This is a genomic window from Bacillus methanolicus MGA3 (genome assembly GCF_000724485.1).
Classification (GTDB): domain Bacteria; phylum Bacillota; class Bacilli; order Bacillales; family Cytobacillaceae; genus Bacillus_Z; species Bacillus_Z methanolicus_A.
In genome coordinates, this window is the sequence record NZ_CP007739.1 from 1390958 (window position 1) to 1407581 (window position 16624).

Annotated in this window: 15 protein-coding genes and 1 pseudogene; 13 read left to right on the forward strand and 3 right to left on the reverse strand. The window is 35.5% G+C overall.

What is annotated here, in order from left to right; all coding sequences use genetic code 11:
• The first annotated feature begins 183 nt into the window (after nucleotides 1–183).
• The 7 genes and pseudogenes from BMMGA3_RS06830 to ltrA all read left to right on the forward strand — a co-directional run bounded on the left by BMMGA3_RS06830 (nucleotide 184) and on the right by ltrA (nucleotide 6206).
• Complete coding sequence (locus BMMGA3_RS06830; protein ID WP_003349339.1) at nucleotides 184–921, forward strand: sugar phosphate nucleotidyltransferase; 738 nt, start codon at nucleotides 184–186, stop codon at nucleotides 919–921.
• Nucleotides 918–1877 (forward strand): dTDP-glucose 4,6-dehydratase, encoded by a 960-nt coding sequence (gene rfbB, locus BMMGA3_RS06835; RefSeq protein ID WP_003349340.1) that lies wholly within the window; start codon nucleotides 918–920, stop codon nucleotides 1875–1877. The genes BMMGA3_RS06830 and rfbB overlap by 4 nt, the downstream gene beginning before the upstream one ends.
• Nucleotides 1864–2724 carry a dTDP-4-dehydrorhamnose reductase gene (rfbD, locus tag BMMGA3_RS06840; RefSeq protein WP_050943048.1) on the forward strand — a complete coding sequence of 287 codons (861 nt, stop codon included), beginning with the start codon at nucleotides 1864–1866 and terminating at the stop codon, nucleotides 2722–2724. The genes rfbB and rfbD overlap by 14 nt, the downstream gene beginning before the upstream one ends.
• Nucleotides 2721–3179, forward strand: coding sequence for a dTDP-4-dehydrorhamnose 3,5-epimerase family protein (locus BMMGA3_RS06845; RefSeq protein ID WP_003349343.1), 459 nt, complete (start codon nucleotides 2721–2723; stop codon nucleotides 3177–3179). The genes rfbD and BMMGA3_RS06845 overlap by 4 nt, the downstream gene beginning before the upstream one ends.
• 25 nt (nucleotides 3180–3204) lie before the next feature.
• Nucleotides 3205–4314: a glycosyltransferase family 4 protein gene (locus BMMGA3_RS06850; RefSeq protein WP_003349345.1), complete on the forward strand. Its 1110-nt coding sequence runs from the start codon at nucleotides 3205–3207 to the stop codon at nucleotides 4312–4314.
• 505 nt (nucleotides 4315–4819) lie between these two features.
• Nucleotides 4820–5005 (forward strand): hypothetical protein, encoded by a 186-nt coding sequence (locus tag BMMGA3_RS17195; protein ID WP_003347276.1) that lies wholly within the window; start codon nucleotides 4820–4822, stop codon nucleotides 5003–5005.
• A pseudogene (ltrA, locus tag BMMGA3_RS06855) lies at nucleotides 4947–6206 on the forward strand (group II intron reverse transcriptase/maturase). The gene BMMGA3_RS17195 and the pseudogene ltrA overlap by 59 nt, the downstream one beginning before the upstream one ends.
• 121 nt (nucleotides 6207–6327) lie before the next feature.
• On the opposite strand, the gene BMMGA3_RS06860 reads toward ltrA, so the two are convergent.
• A complete protein-coding gene (locus BMMGA3_RS06860) occupies nucleotides 6328–7617 on the reverse strand; it encodes a nucleotide sugar dehydrogenase (protein ID WP_003349611.1) in 1290 nt (429 codons plus the stop codon).
• Between the two features lie 350 nt (nucleotides 7618–7967).
• On the opposite strand from BMMGA3_RS06860, the gene BMMGA3_RS06865 reads away from it, so the two are divergent.
• The 3 genes from BMMGA3_RS06865 to BMMGA3_RS06875 all read left to right on the forward strand — a co-directional run bounded on the left by BMMGA3_RS06865 (nucleotide 7968) and on the right by BMMGA3_RS06875 (nucleotide 10510).
• A complete protein-coding gene (locus BMMGA3_RS06865; RefSeq protein ID WP_003349612.1) occupies nucleotides 7968–8795 on the forward strand; it encodes a glycosyltransferase family 2 protein in 828 nt (275 codons plus the stop codon).
• 240 nt (nucleotides 8796–9035) lie between these two features.
• Entirely contained in the window at nucleotides 9036–9278 is a 243-nt protein-coding gene (locus tag BMMGA3_RS06870; RefSeq protein ID WP_003349613.1) for a hypothetical protein, read from the forward strand.
• 173 nt (nucleotides 9279–9451) lie between these two features.
• A complete protein-coding gene (locus tag BMMGA3_RS06875) occupies nucleotides 9452–10510 on the forward strand; it encodes a YheC/YheD family endospore coat-associated protein (protein WP_003349614.1) in 1059 nt (352 codons plus the stop codon).
• A gap of 150 nt (nucleotides 10511–10660) precedes the next feature.
• Here the strand turns inward: BMMGA3_RS06875 and BMMGA3_RS06880 are convergent, their stop codons facing one another.
• Nucleotides 10661–12163, reverse strand: a complete 1503-nt coding sequence (locus BMMGA3_RS06880; RefSeq protein ID WP_003349615.1) for a glycosyltransferase — start codon at nucleotides 12161–12163, stop codon at nucleotides 10661–10663.
• A gap of 319 nt (nucleotides 12164–12482) precedes the next feature.
• Here BMMGA3_RS06880 and gmd point away from each other — a divergent pair, with 319 nt between their 5' ends.
• The 3 genes from gmd (at nucleotide 12483) to BMMGA3_RS06895 (ending at nucleotide 15609) form a co-directional block, all read left to right on the forward strand.
• Nucleotides 12483–13445 carry a GDP-mannose 4,6-dehydratase gene (gmd, locus tag BMMGA3_RS06885; protein WP_003349616.1) on the forward strand — a complete coding sequence of 321 codons (963 nt, stop codon included), beginning with the start codon at nucleotides 12483–12485 and terminating at the stop codon, nucleotides 13443–13445.
• A gap of 158 nt (nucleotides 13446–13603) precedes the next feature.
• A complete protein-coding gene (locus tag BMMGA3_RS06890) occupies nucleotides 13604–14878 on the forward strand; it encodes a glycosyltransferase family A protein (RefSeq protein WP_003349617.1) in 1275 nt (424 codons plus the stop codon).
• A gap of 119 nt (nucleotides 14879–14997) precedes the next feature.
• Nucleotides 14998–15609 (forward strand): class I SAM-dependent methyltransferase, encoded by a 612-nt coding sequence (locus BMMGA3_RS06895; RefSeq protein ID WP_034669652.1) that lies wholly within the window; start codon nucleotides 14998–15000, stop codon nucleotides 15607–15609.
• A gap of 117 nt (nucleotides 15610–15726) precedes the next feature.
• On the opposite strand, the gene BMMGA3_RS06900 is transcribed toward BMMGA3_RS06895, so the two are convergent.
• Nucleotides 15727–16554: a glycosyltransferase family 2 protein gene (locus BMMGA3_RS06900; protein WP_003349619.1), complete on the reverse strand. Its 828-nt coding sequence runs from the start codon at nucleotides 16552–16554 to the stop codon at nucleotides 15727–15729.
• Between the last annotated feature and the right edge of the window lie 70 nt (nucleotides 16555–16624).

Below are 16624 nucleotides of genomic sequence, written 5' to 3' on the forward strand. Positions count from 1 at the left end.
AATGACGGAAGGCATATTCATTAAATTGTTTAAGGCAGCCTTAACTTTGTTTCCAAAAAAGACCGTTACACATATAGTATATAGAAAATAATTTGTATAAATTCAGTTAATAGTTTGCTAACTAAAGAATGATCCGTTAGAAAATTTGTGAGCTATAACAATGTAAAGGTGGTATTTCAATTCATGAAGGGTGTAATTCTTGCTGGAGGTACGGGCTCTCGTCTAGACCCATTAACAAAATATATAAATAAGCATCTCTTGCCGGTAGGACCTTATCCAATGATCTATTGGTCAATCATAAAATTAAGGGACGCCGGAATTAATGAGATCTTAATTATAACGAATCAACATCATCTTGGCTCGTTTATACAGTTATTAGGTTTAGGGGAAGAATTAAATGTAAAACTTCAATATAAAATACAAAAAAATGAAGGAGGAGGGATTGCAGATGCCCTCATGAGTGCAAAAAGTTTTATCAATCAAGAAAAATTTATCGTATTACTAGGCGATAATATATTTGATGATTCATTAACTCCTTACGTCAAATCATTTCAACAACAGGACACTGGTGCGAGAGTATTACTAAAGGAAGTAGAGGATCCTTATCGATATGGAGTACCTCAATTAGATAAGAAGGAAAATAAAATTATCTCCATCATTGAAAAGCCAAAGTTTCCTCCATCTTCTTTTTGTGTGACAGGTGTCTATATGTATGATCAAAATGTTTTTCAATTGATTGAAGACATTGAACGATCAAACCGAAACGAGTTAGAAATAACAGATGTTAACAATTTATATATCAAAAACAATCAACTTCAATATGATATTCTACATGGATGGTGGATTGATGCCGGAACACATGAGTCTCTTTATAAAGCGAATCAATATGTTTACGAAAATATGAAGGAGGAAAAAAAGTGAATAAACACCTCCTAGTAACTGGCGGAGCAGGTTTTATAGGATCAAATTTTATTTCATATTTATTAAGTAACACAAATTACTTGATTACAAACGTGGATTCTTTAACGTATGCCGGAAATGAGCAAAATATGAAGCCATTCGAAACATCAAATCGATATCGTTTTTTAAAATGTGATATTGGGAATGAACAAGAGCTAGCATCTATATTTGATCAAGAATATGAAGCTATCATAAACTTCGCGGCAGAATCTCATGTGGACCGCAGTATCACGAACGCCGACCCGTTCATTCATACAAATATAATAGGTACATTCAACCTTTTACAGGCTGTTTTAACTGGCAAAGCTCGAAAGATGATCCAAATTTCAACTGATGAAGTGTATGGCTCCTTGGGACCAAAAGATCCACCGTTTACGGAAGGAACCGCTCTTGCACCGAATAATCCGTATTCTGCCAGTAAAGCAAGTGCGGATTTACTTGTCAGATCATTTCATAGAACACATCAACTTCCTCTTATCATCACACGATGCAGTAACAACTACGGACCCATGCAGCATAAGGAAAAATTCATACCCACAATTATTACAAATGCACTAAACAACAAAGATATCCCATTGTATGGAGATGGTTTAAATATTCGAGATTGGATCTATGTAGACGACCATTGTCGTGCTATTCACACGGTGCTTGAGAAAGGAGTTCAAGGAGAAGTTTATAATATCGGCGGAGCTGAAGAAAAAACGAATCTTGAAGTTATTCAAATGATTCTAAAACAATTAGGAAAAAACAAACATTTAATCAAGTATGTAGAAGACCGTAAAGGGCATGACCGCCGATACTCAATGGATTCTTCGAAAATATCGAGAGATTTGGGCTGGGAACCTCTTGTTTCTTTTCATGATGGCATCCAAAAAACAATAGAATGGTATAAACGAATGCAGTATGAGAGAAGGTGAGAATTTGAAGATATTAATTACCGGCTCAAATGGTCAACTAGGAAAAGAACTGGAGAGACAATTAAGCTTTTCACATATTGTTGTTAGCCTCGCGAAACACAATTTAGATATTACTTCAAAAGAAGATGTAGAAAAAATCATTTCCAATATGAAACCGCAAATCATCATCCATGCTGCTGCTTTTACTGCAGTTGATCAGTGTGAAACTTACCGTAAGAAAGCTTTTGAAACAAATAGTCTTGGGGCTTTTTATGTTGCACAAGCAGCCGATAAAGTTGATGCACGGTTGTTTTATATTAGTTCTGATTATGTGTTCGATGGAAATAAACAATCTCCTTATTTAGAGGAAGATGAACCAAATCCACAATCAATTTATGGACTAAGCAAGTGGCTTGGTGAAGAATTAATACTTCCATTTCATCATGTAACGGTTATCCGTACATCTTGGCTTTATGGGCATGAAGGAAAAAATTTTGTTAAGACAATGTTAGAACTGGCTAAAAAAAATAGAACCATTCAGGTAGTAAATGATCAGATTGGCTCTCCTACGTATGTGAAAGATCTTTCTGAAACGATTATTCATTTATTTGATAAAAAGAATGGCATCTATCATGTCAGCAATTCAGGATCATGCACCTGGTATGAATTCGCAAAAGCAATATTTGAAGAAGCTGGATTCAATCCGAAGTACGTATTGCCAACGACGACTGAAGAATACGGAGCAATTGCTCCAAGGCCCCGGTTTTCGGTTTTAGGTCACAATGCTTTACTGAGAGAAACAGTTAAGATACCTCGACCGTGGAATGAAGCGTTAAAGGAATTTATTCGAAAGGAGACAGGTCAATGATAGAAGGAGTAAAAGTGAAGAATCTCGTAAAATATTGTGATGATCGAGGTTTTTTCGCAGAGCTCATCCGTGATGATGAACCGGAACTGTTATCGAGATTTGGCCAGGCTTCGTTATCTATGAGCTACCCCGGTGTCATTAAAGCTTTTCACTATCATGAAAAACAGGATGACTTGTGGTTTTTCCCTTCCGGCAATGCACAGGTTGTACTTTATGATATGAGAGAGGGCTCACCTACTAAGGGGAAAACGGATGTTTATTATATGGGAGAGGAAAATCCGATCATGTTGCTCATTCCAAAAGGAGTTGCCCATGGATACAGAGTGTTAGGTGAGAAGGCCGCTACGATTATTTATTTTACTACTGAATCCTATGATAGAGATAATCCGGATGAGAAACGAATAGAGTGGAATGATCCAAGCATTGGCTTTTCCTGGGAGACTAAAAACCGTTAAGAGTTAATAAGAAGGGAGGGTAACTGTGGAGCATGGTGTTAACTTAATTGGATACTCTAGAGCTGAATTTGGATTAGGAGAGGCGTGCCGTTTAGCGGCTAAATCTTTGCATTCCGTCGGAATCCCTTTTTGTATTATTAACTTTCCTTACAGTCCTTCAAGACAAAATGATTTAACCTGGCAACATAAGGAAGTAAATGAGCCAATCTATAAAACGAACATTTTTTTTATAAATGCTGACCAATTATATTACCATTATAGAAAAAAGAATTTAAAAAGAACATGGTTCTTAAATCGATATAATATTGGTTATTGGCATTGGGAATTACCGGAATTTCCAAATGCTTGGGTAAAAAGTTTTCATTTAGTGAATGAAATTTGGGTTCCATCAACTTTTACATTTCAAGCAATTTCTAAGAAATCAACTAAACCAGTTATCACGATTCCACACTGTATGTCATTTGATCCACCTGTTCACTTAAATCGCTGTAATTATGGGCTCCCCGAAAATCGTTTTCTATTTTTAACCATGTATGACATTCATAGTACGTCAGTTAGAAAAAATCCGATGGCCGTTATTCAAGCATTTAAACAAGCTTTTAAGCAAGATGACCATTCAGTTGGCTTAGTTCTTAAAATAAACAACCACTCTCATTTTCCAGAGGAAGTTGAATTACTAAAACAAAACATATTAGGCTATAACAATATATTTCTTATTGACAAAGTATTTAGTCGTCAAGAGGTTAACGGTTTAATGAACTTAATTGACAGTTTCGTTTCTCTTCACCGATCCGAGGGATTTGGATTACCTTTAGCTGAGGCGATGTATTTAGGGAAACCGGTAATCGCTACAAATTGGTCGGGGAACATTGACTTTATGAATGAACAAAACGCATGTGTCGTGGATTTTACATTAAAACAAATCGGCCAAAATTATGGACCTTATAGTGCAAATCAATATTGGGCGGAACCTCATACCGATCAAGCTGCTAATTTTATGAAAAAATTAGTTCAAGACAAAGAATATGCCAATCGAATTGGAATACTCGGTAAAGAAACAATCATGAATAAATACTCGCCCCAAATGATCGGAAACATGTATAAATCGCGTCTTCTTCAACTGGAATTACTTTAATATTTCCTTTTCACCCGTTAATCTTAATTATTTAAAGCAGATTATAAAGAAAACAGCGGTAGGGCCGCTGTTTTTATTTTGTGCGCCCGGCATGGGTGTAATCTATAGGGTGCAAGTCCCGAGCTGTGAAGGCAGAAGTAGCAGTTAGCATAACGCAAGGGTGTCCGTGGTAACGCGGAATCTGAAGGAAGCGGACGGCAAACTTCCGGTCTGAGGAATACGAACTTCATATAAGGCTAGGTATCACTGGGTGAGTTTGCAAAACAAAACAAAGCCCTTTCTGCCGAAGGTGATACAGAGTAAATGAAGCAGATAGATGGAAGGAAAGATTACACTCTTACCCGGGGAGATCTGACTGGCACGCCAAGTAATCTTGGTAACCTATCTAGCGATAGATAGCTGAGCAGTCAGAAGTCAGCAGAGGTCATAGTACTCTTTCGAGCTCGAGACGAAAGAGGAAGGACCGAACAATTAAGGAGAACGAAACACTACGCGTTCATCTTCTGTGTTGAAGCAGACAATCCGGCAGGACTTACTTGAAGGAGGAAGTGGTGAATCCCACGGGGGACTTCAAGAGGGTGGAGCAGAAGATGGCACAAATAGAGGGATTCGTTCACGTGGAGAGGATATCTATGTTGATGGAACTGATTTTGTCACGGGAAAATCTCCTAACGGCATTAAAACGAGTTGAACAGAATAAAGGAAGTCACGGAGTAGATGGCATGCCCGCAAAAGACCTACGGAGACACCTCTATGAAAACTGGGACTCCATTCGACAGTCGTTAAGAGAGGGAACCTACAAACCCTTACCCGTTCGTCGAGTTGAAATCCCGAAACCGAACGGCGGAGTAAGACTTCTAGGTATCCCCACCGTGACTGATCGTTTCATTCAACAAGCGATCGCCCAAGTGTTAACGAGAATCTTCGATCCGACCTTCTCTGAACATAGCTACGGCTTTCGCCCAAGCCGCAGATGACATGAGGCGGTCAGGAAAGCAAAGGGCTATATCAAAGAAGGATATCGCTGGGTGGTCGATATAGACTTAGAGAAATTCTTTGACAAGGTGAACCACGACAAACTGATGGGGATCTTGGCGAAAACGATCGAAGATCGGATTTTACTTAAGTTAATCCGCCGGTATCTTCAATCAGGCGTGATGATAAATGGAGTGGTAATGGAAACAGACATGGGAACGCCACAAGGTGGACCGCTTAGTCCACTATTATCAAACATCATGCTTCACGAGTTGGACAAGGAACTTGAGAAACGTGGACATAAATTTGTACGGTACGCGGATGACTGTAATATCTACGTGAAAACAAAGAAAGCAGGAATTCGTGTCATGAACTCCATTACTAACTTTATCGAGAAGGAATTAAAGCTCAAGGTAAATAAAGAGAAATCGGCGGTAGACCGTCCTTGGAAACGGAAGTTTCTCGGTTTTAGCTTTACACCAAACAAAACACCCAAGATACGGATGGCGAAAGAAAGTGTGAAACGATTCAAGAACAAGATCCGTGAAATCACATCCAGATCCAAACCGTATCGAATGGAGGAAAGAATTGAGAAACTGAACATGTACCTAATGGGATGGTGTGGATATTTTGCCTTGGCAGATACACCAAGCAAGTTCAAAGAATTTGATGAATGGATAAGACGAAGACTTCGAATGTGTTTATGGAAAGAGTGGAAAACGCCTAAAACAAGAATTCGGAAACTTAGAGCATTAGGTGTTCCAAGTCATAAAGCAATCGAGTGGGGCAATACACGCAAGAAATACTGGCGGATTGCCTGCAGTCCCATTCTACACAAAACCCTCGATAACTCCTACTGGAGTCAACAAGGGTTAAGAAGTCTATTCGAGAGATATCATTTTCTACGTCATACTTAATTGAACCGCCGTATACCGAACGGTACGTACGGTGGTGTGAGAGGTCGGGGGTTAGTCACCCCCTCCTACTCGATTGGGTAATCTCTTGTTACTTAAGAAAAATTAATCTGATATCAGTTAATTATAACATTCCTCCACCTAGATGAAATACTTTGGCATTTCCTTTTATTCCGTTTGAAGCATTTCTTGTATCATAAACGATTTTGGAATATTCTAATATCTTTTTGATAGGTAATGAAGAATGGTCGGTCAATATGACAACACAATCAAATATTTTTAGGGCATCTTCTGTCAGTTTTATACTTGTTAATTTCTTGTCAAATATTAATAATTCATCTACAAAAGGATCAAAATAAGATATATTTGCTCCTTTCTGAAGTAGGGATTCTATGATTGGGATTGCATGAGACTCCCGCAAATCATTTATATCTTTCTTATAGGTAACTCCACAAATTAAAATCTTTTTCTTTTTTACATCTGACAATACCTTTGTGATCTGTAATACGATGTGATCTGAAATCAATTTATTTATACGAATTGCTGCATCGATAAATTTGCTGTTCCCACCTACTTGACATGCTTTCCATTGCAAATATAATGGATCAACAGGTATGCAGTGGCCACCGATTCCAGGACCTGGGTAAAAAGGGGTAAAACCAAATGGTTTCGTACTTGCTGTTTGAATGACTTCCCAGACGTTAATTTTTAATAAATCACATAATATAGAGATTTCATTAATAAAAGAAATATTAATAAATCGATAGCTATTCTCCAATAATTTTGACATCTCTGCTATTTCTGTACTTGAAGCTATAACTACATGGTTGAACACTTTAGAATATAAATCTACAACATGTGTCAAACATTCTTCTGTAACTCCACTAACTACTTTTGGAATATCTTTGATAGAGTGATCTTTGCTTCCCGGATCCATTCTTTCAGGAGAATATGATAAATATAAATCTTTACCTATTTGAAAACCACTCTTTTCAAGAATAGGTTGAAGGACATCTTTTGTGGTTCCAGGGTAGGTAGAACTCTCCAGAACAATTAATTGTCCCTTTTTTAGCCTTGGAACAAGACAATCGGCAGCATTTATTAAATAACTTAAATCTGGTTCAGCGGTGACGGACAGAGGTGTAGGGATACATAAGATGATTGCATTTACTTCATTCATCAGATCATAATTTGAAGAAACTTTAAATGTTTGATCTAATATTGCCTTTTTTAGTTCATCATTTCGTATTTCCGGTAAATAGCTATTGAATGTATTAATTTTTTTTATTTTGTTTTCGTCAATATCAATTCCGATCACTTCAAAACCATTATTGATAAATAAGAAGGCAAGAGGTAATCCAACATATCCAAGGCCAATAATTGCAATTTTTTTCTTTGATTCAACATTCAACAACAAATAAAACCTCCAAATGCACAATCGAGAAATATTCTCATTTGTACCAATGTTTGCAGCTCTTGAGATGATATTTTATGAAAATGAATTTTTGGGAAATCGTGACAAATTACCAATTTATAAAAAATTCTCTTTGATTTCTCTATTTCTCAAATCCTTCATGCGATATTAAGCATATGATGTAGTTAACAATATTATATGAATGAGCTTTGAAATAGGAATATGCTCACGCCTAATCAATTGATTGATGCAGCTGCCCAGCATAAGAAAGATTTCAATTATTGAAGTGGCCTTCCTACATTTAAACGGTTTAAAATGTATCACCCCAAAACATGTAAGGAGAATTGTTCATGAAAGAAGAAAATGAGAAAAACAATGCTTTAATTTCCATCATCATTCTTACGCGAAACGGCTTAAGTTATACTAAATTATGTATTGACAGTATTTTGGAAAACACAGAACTAAATTATGAATTCATTTTCGTTGATAATGGTTCGAATGATGGAACCGTTCAATATTTAAGCACTGTAAAAAACGCTAGAATCATAGCAAATAAAGAAAATAAAGGTTTTTCTGGAGGATGTAATCAAGGATTAAAGATTGCAAGGGGAAAATATATTGTTTTACTTAATAACGACACAATAGTTACTAACGGATGGTTAACTAGGATGGTTTGGTGGTTAGAAAAGGATCCTACAATCGGTGTTGTTGGTCCAAGATCTAATATGGTATTACCTGAACAATCTATCAATCCTGAACAATACAAAGCCAGTAGCTCATTACAAATTGAAAAATTTGCAACAAAATGGTCAAAAGAAAGAGCTCAAACAGGCAATGAAATATCACGCATAAGTGGATTTTGTATGTTTTTTAGAAAAGAATTAATTGATAAGATTGGTGGGTTTGATCCACGCTTTTTTCCAGGGAACTCTGAGGATACTGACTTTAGTATTCGGACTAGGATTAGCGGGAAGAAACTTTGGGTCGCAAACGATGTTTTTATCCATCACTTTGGCAATAGTACATTTATGATCAATAATGAAAAATATCAACATCTGCTTGTTGAAAATAGAAAGAAACTATTAAGTAAATGGCAAATGATGAATTTAAATGAAATAGACGAATTGGTTAAGCGCGAATCCCCATTTGACCGCTCAAAACATTACATCCCTCTATAAAAACGACCGGAGCCGATCTCCTCACTCAATTTCAACCTTATGCATTAATGAAGAACATCAAAATAACAATCGCACTCGTAAATTAGATTTCTTTAATGTGATAATAGCCAATATCTTTTAATTTCCACAAAAAATGGAACAATTGTACAAACAGTTTCAACATACAATCATAAGTTATCAAAGAAGGAAAATACAAAAGCTACTTTCCTTCAAATTTGAAACTGAAAGGAGGATAACAAAATGGGCGTTGCCACTTTATGTACTGTTACAGTAACTGGCACTGTCGGATTAGTAGTAGTAAATGCACAAGTATCAGTTCCACAAGACCCGACAGGGCTTATTGATGCTACAATTGACCTTCCCGCTCCGTTACCTGATCTTGTCTTAACGGGTTTACCTTGTCCAACACTTGAACCTATAGTAATTACTATTCCTGGTGTACTTTCATTGACGATCACTGTTTCAGAAACACCCGCTCCTTAACCAACCTTTATAGCTGCACCACATCTTTAATGATATGATCCCTCTTGTGTAGGCAGTTAGAAAAAACACTTACTGTTTTAACACAGGAGGAGTTATTTTTATTGAAACGATAAGACAAAAGTCAAAAAGTTTTCATAGGAATTTAAATGGAAGGCGGAAGGAGTGATGATTCTTTGAAGAAAGATAGATCACAGCCCCAAATAGGATTTTGCGTCTCAAGGGATTATTATCCAGGATTACTTGGATTAGTAACACATAGACTTCAATTTGCTCCAGACGACGTTGCCTTTATAAGATTTCATCTTAAAGACATAGATTTTGATAACCTTCAGGTGAAAGGGGATAAATTTCATAAGGATACGGGAGAGTGGAAAGAAGGAGTTTTTCCAATTCCTGACGTAGTCTACATGCAGTGTTCTGCTAACCGAGAAGATATAAAAAGGATAGAAGATGTAATCGGTCATAATGTATTTAATAGTTTTATATTCGATAAATGGCAAGGGTGGAACCTTCTAAATAACGATAAAGAGCTGCGTGGTCATCTTCCAAATACCCAACTATATCAAAATAATATCGATTTAATAAATTTTCTAAATAAGTATCACTACAAAGATGTCATATTAAAACCCATTTTTGGGTATAGCAGTGAAGGAATTTTTCGAATTAAGTTTCAAGAAAATGAAAAAATTCAGCTTTTACAAAAACAAGGATTAAAAATGGAAATGCAGGAATTTACCAATTACAAAGAATTTTGGGATTTTCTTTCATTAAATATTCATTATGGCAGCTACATTATCCAGCAAAGTATCGAAACAATAAAACAACGTGAAAATGTAAGCGATATCCGCCTGAATATGAATAAGAACAGTAAAGGTCAATGGGAAGTGTCTTTATTGTTATTCCGTGTCGCTACTAATAGTAGTATTGTGATTCCATTATCGATATCAGTCTTCAATCTGGAAAATTTTACGAAATCGTCAATTTATGAAAAGGAAAAAATGGGTGATATAGAAAAGTCGATCATAAATCTTGGTCATAAAATTTGCCATGCTTTTGACAAATCAGGATATCATATGGCAGACTTGGGGATTGATTTAGGAATGGATGAAAATGGTCATTTATGGATTTTTGAAGTAAATCCTCTTCCACATCCAACTCTGGGATCTGTCCGAGATTATTCGTTGACCAGACCGGTGGAATATGCCTTATATCTTGCATCGAAAAGGTCATAATGTAAACTCCCATCAGTGGAGGTTTTTCGAAGTACAGGATGTACGAGTGCCGACGAAGACATAAGGACGTGGGCTTTTTGTCATCGATCATTCCCCACTGATGGAAAGTTGAACCAATCGACTCTTACAGGAATACTTACTATTATAATGTTATAGCCAGTTATAAAGATTAGATAGTCTTTCTACCAAGAAGCATGATGAAAAATTATTTTTAGAATAAAGAAAGAGCTCATTTGGATTTCTAAGAAAAGAATCCCCATTATTAATTCCATTGTATTGTATATGCCATCCCTTGTTTTTTAATTCATCCATGAATTTGGGTTTTCTTTCCAAGAATATTTTTCTTTCTGCATGCATTTGGGAACGTAATGGATAGTGTTTTACAAGAAATTTAAACGGGGCAACCTTTCGATTATTAAATTGAGCGTCATGTCCACCTGAGTTTAATAAATTTATCCGTTGATCAGTCTTTTTCCACGTTTTTATAAATCCTCCATGGTATATTCCGAAATCAAAGTACTTAAAATGTTTCTCAAAATCTCCGCTTGTAAAGGTATTATCAATTGGATGAAAATTAATCACTGTATGATCAATGGCATTGTAACCCATTTGATCAACATATTGAATCGCATCTCTTAAACTTAATTCTTCCCATGGAGATTCTCGAATTTCATCGGCATCACAATGGATAAACCAATTGGCATCTAAACTGCTTGAAAGCTCTTCTTTTCTCTCTAAAATCTGTGCGAAATTGAATTTGTTATCATTTTCATTTGGTTGAGTGAAAGGGAACCTTTCGCAGCCAATAAAATAAGGATTGCTTTTAAAATACTTTAAAATATCATAAGTTTTGTCGGTAGACCAATTATCTAAGACATAAACATATATTTTTTGTTCAATTAATTTATTAATGGAATAATAGATGACATCTTCTTCATTATATACAGCCATAAGTGCCACTACTTTAAAATCATCATCAAATGATTCTTTTGATAAATCCTCATTTCCTATTATTGCTAAAATTTGATCTTTTTTATTGGTAGATTTGTTTATTTTCGTTAAACCTAAAAATTCAATGTTAAATATTAAATGATTTAGTAATTTTTTGAACTCGGATATGTTCCAATTCCTTTTACTTTTTAATATAAAGGAAGAATCCGGTGGTTGCTGCAGCTCTCTTTCTGGAGTTGTGATTAAACACATAGGGGAATACTTCATAGCTGTTTGAATGTTTAGCAGCAAATTCATTGGATTTTCTAGATATTCAATTTGATTTAAACAAAGTATTAATGATTCATTTAAGACTTGATCACTAATAGGCAATATTTTTACTTCCTCAAAATTATATTCAATCCATGTGTCAGAAATCTTATTATTTATTGAATTTTCTATATTATGTTTACGATCTAATACAATAATTTTAAATTTAAGAGATAATTTTTCTAAAATATCGATATGTTTACACCCAAATGCAACAATATATTTACAATTTAACCTTAAACCTAAGAATTCTATAAAAGAAAGAAGATCATTTTTTAATGGATGATTTTTTTCTCCGTGATAATCGTTATTTATTTCTAATTCTGCACCTGATTTCTTTTTTTCATTTATAAAATAATTTTCCTCGATTAAGCTTTTTAGTAAATTATCCAAACGACACACCCCTTAGAATTTCTAATCAGATCATGTAGTTAACTTATTATATGAATGAGGTATGAAAAGGGAATTTGTTTAGTTTTATTAATTAATCGAACTGCTGGAACGGTACAGACGGTGGTGTAGAGGTGGGGGTTAGTCACCTATCCTATTTGATGGATAGTCTTTTGTTTCTCGGAAAATGAGGCATTTGGCCGCGTTCCTCTTGTGTTGGACAATACATAATATGTTTATAACAAAAAATCAAAGAATTGCGTCTTATGAAAGGACTAAGGTTCCCGATCTTTTTTTCAAAAATTAAACGGGAGGTATATCTATGAAAAAAGCATTAATAACAGGAATCACAGGTCAGGACGGTTCATATCTGGCAGAATTGTTGTTAGAAAAGGGTTATAAAGTTTATGGGTTAAGAAGAAGAACAGCCACACCAAACTTTGAAAATATCAAACATTTAGAAAATGAAATTGAGTTTATTTCCGGTGATCTTCGTGACCTAACATCTTTAACCGAAGCGGTTAAAGCGACAAAACCTGATGAAGTTTATAATTTGGCGGCACAATCATTTGTAGGGGATTCTTGGAGGCAGCCGATCTATACAAGTGAGGTTACAGGTCTTGGAGTAACAAACATTTTAGAGGCAATTCGTTTATCAAAACGTGATGCACGTTTTTACCAGGCATCGAGCAGTGAAATGTTCGGAAAGGTCGTGGAAACACCCCAAAAGGAAACGACTCCATTTTATCCGCGAAGTCCATATGGCGTAGCAAAAGTTTATGGTCATTGGATTACAGTAAATTATCGGGAAAGTTACGACATGTATGCATGCTCGGGAATTTTATTTAATCATGAATCTCCACGTCGCGGGATCGAATTTGTTACACGGAAAGTCACGGATGCAGTTACCAAAATCAAGCTTGGTCTTCAGGATAAGTTACATTTAGGTAATTTAGACGCCAAGCGCGACTGGGGATTTGCCGGAGATTATGTGGAAGCAATGTGGCTAATGCTGCAACAAGAAGAACCAGATGATTATGTCATTGCTACGGGTGAAACCCATACGGTAAAGGAGTTAGTAGAAATCGCTTTTCAACATGTCGGTTTAAACTATCAAGATTATGTCGTACAAGATCCACAATTTGTGCGGCCGGCTGAAGTAGATATTTTATTGGGCGATCCTTCAAAAGCAAAACACAAGTTAGGGTGGGAATCAAAAGTATCTTTTGAAGATTTGGTAAAAATGATGGTTGACTCTGACTTAGCGAAAAATAAAGGACAGTGAGCATCACATAATAGTTCTTATATTTTTCATAACACATTCAGTCTTGCTCGTGCATCGACAAGATGAAGCTGACTGTAAGGAAAATAAAATTCATACGTCTAGACTGCACGATTGTGTAGTCTTTCTATTTTTGATCTGATCAAAAGGGAGGACATGAAATGACTCCAATCGTATCGGTTATTTTAACGAGTTATAACAAACCGAAAACCATTGGTAAAGCCATTGAGAGTGTGCTTAATCAAACATTTGGGAATTGGGAACTTTTCATAATGGACGATAACTCCCAAAAAGAAACTGTTGAAATCATACAACGATATGTAAATGATCCAAGAATTCACTATATTAACAGTCATATTCAAGATAGTGAAAGATATAAAACAACAAGATATGCAACATTAATTAATGAAGCAATACCGAAGACGAAAGGAAAGTACATTACTTATTTAACGGACGATAATATTTTCTTTCCTAAACGGTTCGAAATGATGGTAAAAGTGTTAGATCAAAATCCAAATATAGAGATCGTTTATTCTCAGCAATTAGTGACATGGCTTGACGAAAATGGTGGTGTTGAAAGGGAAGCTGTTCGAAGAACTTATGGAATATTAACGAATCCTAGTGGATTAGTGGATCATTGTTCCATCATGCATTCAAGAAAAATTGCTGATGATGTATTTAATGAATACGGCAGTTTCTGGGATGATAATCCAGTCAATTGGTTTAATGGAGATGCGGCATTTTGGAATCGATTAACAAAGTTTAAACCGTTTTATCCTATTCGAACCATTTTGGATATCGCTTTGAAAGACCCGGAATCTTTCCAAAGATTGTATACTCATTTGCCCAAAAAAATTCCAAACGGGACGTTGGTCAGAGGATTATTTTCTGATGTGTATATCATCGACAATCAGAAACGACGGAAAATTTCCCAAGATGTTTTTTATAAAATGAAATTTCATCCAGACCAGATAGTAAGAATACCAGATCCTTTTCTTTTTAAATATAATGAGGGATTCCCTGTCGACAGCCAGGTTTTCTCAGACCCATCTCTTTTTCCTAATCAAAGGCTCATTATGTCTCCACAAAATCCTTCGGTATATATTTTTCAAAACCATAAAAAGCATCTGATCCGAAATGATAAAGCATTTAAAGACTATAAATTTCAAAGGAATCAAATTGTGTATGTAAGTGACGATTTCTTGGCTCAAATACCAGACGGATTACCAATTGAAGAAATGTCCCATGAGATTTCGATTTTACCTGATGGCGTTTTATTTCATTCTCATTCCTTTCATTATATCAGTTTGAATAATCACCTTCATCCAATCGAAAAACAAGTGGCAATAAAACTAAACCTCCCTGTATCAGATCCAGTCAGAATTGATCATACCTTTTTGGCTAAATTCAAACAAGGAGAGCCTTTTACATGGTAAATTTTTTATCAAATTTCTGATGGCACTACTGTAATGTCAACATGAATAAATATGACACACTTACATTCATTCGTCATAAATTGGTAGAAGGTCAAGGTGAAATGAAAGGGGCGAACGGGATGAAGGAGATTTTTACAAAAATATATAAGAAGAATTTATGGGGGAGCTCTGAGTCGGTATCAGGGCCGGGTTCATCTCTTACGCAAACAAGGCCACTTATCAAGCAGTTACCCATTTTAATAAAACAACTTCAAATAAAAAAAGTTTTAGATGCACCTTGTGGTGATTTTAATTGGATGAAGGAAATTCACCAACATATAGAATCTTATATCGGTATTGATATTGTGGAAGAATTGATTGATCATAATAACAAAACATATACAACAGAGAATGTTCAGTTCATTCATTGTGACATGACAAAAGATCCTTTACCAAAGGTTGATTTAATTCTTTGCCGTGATTGTCTAGTACATTTTTGCATTGATGATATAAGATTAGCCATTAGCAATATGAAAGACAGTAGATCAAAGTATTTATTAACAACAACGTTTCCAAACAATAAGCGAAATACCGATATACTGACAGGGGGATGGCGTCCTCTTAATCTAGAAATGGAGCCCTTCCATTTTCCAAAACCAATCTTGTTGATCAATGAGTTTCGGAATAAGAGGAATCGAACTTATATGGATAAATCATTAGGATTATGGGAGTTGGATACGCTTAGTTTTTAAAGTCTTTTCAATCAATTTCTAAAAAGATGACTCTGGCCATTACCGGAGTCATCTTTTTTACCTGCAAATACAATGTCTTTTTTAAGACTGTCCAACTTTTGAGGTACTGTTCATCTTTCAAATAGGAAAATAATGACGTTCTCGATTGAAAGGCTTTTCCCGTTCCACTGTTTTTGCAATTTCATCCAAATTATTCATCTTCCATTTATGAAAAAACTTTCGACTGTTTTCTTGGATGATCTCTGATTGTAATTTTCTATTTATATGAAAACTTCTGCTTCCATAGTGATGAATATAAACGTCATTTGCAACCCAAAGTTTTTTTTCACATATTTTAGCTCTGAGACAGAAGTCTGCGTCTTCAAAATACCCTGGGAAAAATTGTTCATCAAACCCTCCAATTATATCAATCAAGCTTTTTTTAAAAGCCATACAAAGGCCGCTTAAATAGTCAACTTCATACCCCTGTTTGTTATGATTTTTGCTCCACTCAGAAGCGAATGTTTGCATTTGTTTGACTCTTCGATAAGGAACGGGATTAATAGCTTGGTGGGGAACAATCACGTTTGATCTTGGGCCCACTATACCAATAGAATGATCATGATTGATCCACCAAAGCAACCTAGTCAACCATCCTTCTGTAACTACTGTATCATTGTTAAGTAGGACGATATTTTCTCCTTTTGCTATGGATATCCCTTGGTTACACCCTCCTGAAAAACCTTTGTTTTGTTGATTAACAATCATTCTGGCCTTAGGAAGAGATTTTAGAAATTCATGAGTGCCATCTGTGGATCCATTATCAATCAAAATTAATTCATAGAATTCTTTCGTATATTGAAAAATACTGAAAATGCATTCCTTAGTAAAACGAAGAGCGTTATGGGTAAGAATGATGATCGATGTTAATGGGGAATTTTCAATAAAGTTATTATTATTGCTCATATTAAGCCATCCTTCCGTGTGAGGAGCGGAACACTTCACCATTTAAGAAAGTGGATACAGGAAGTTCTTT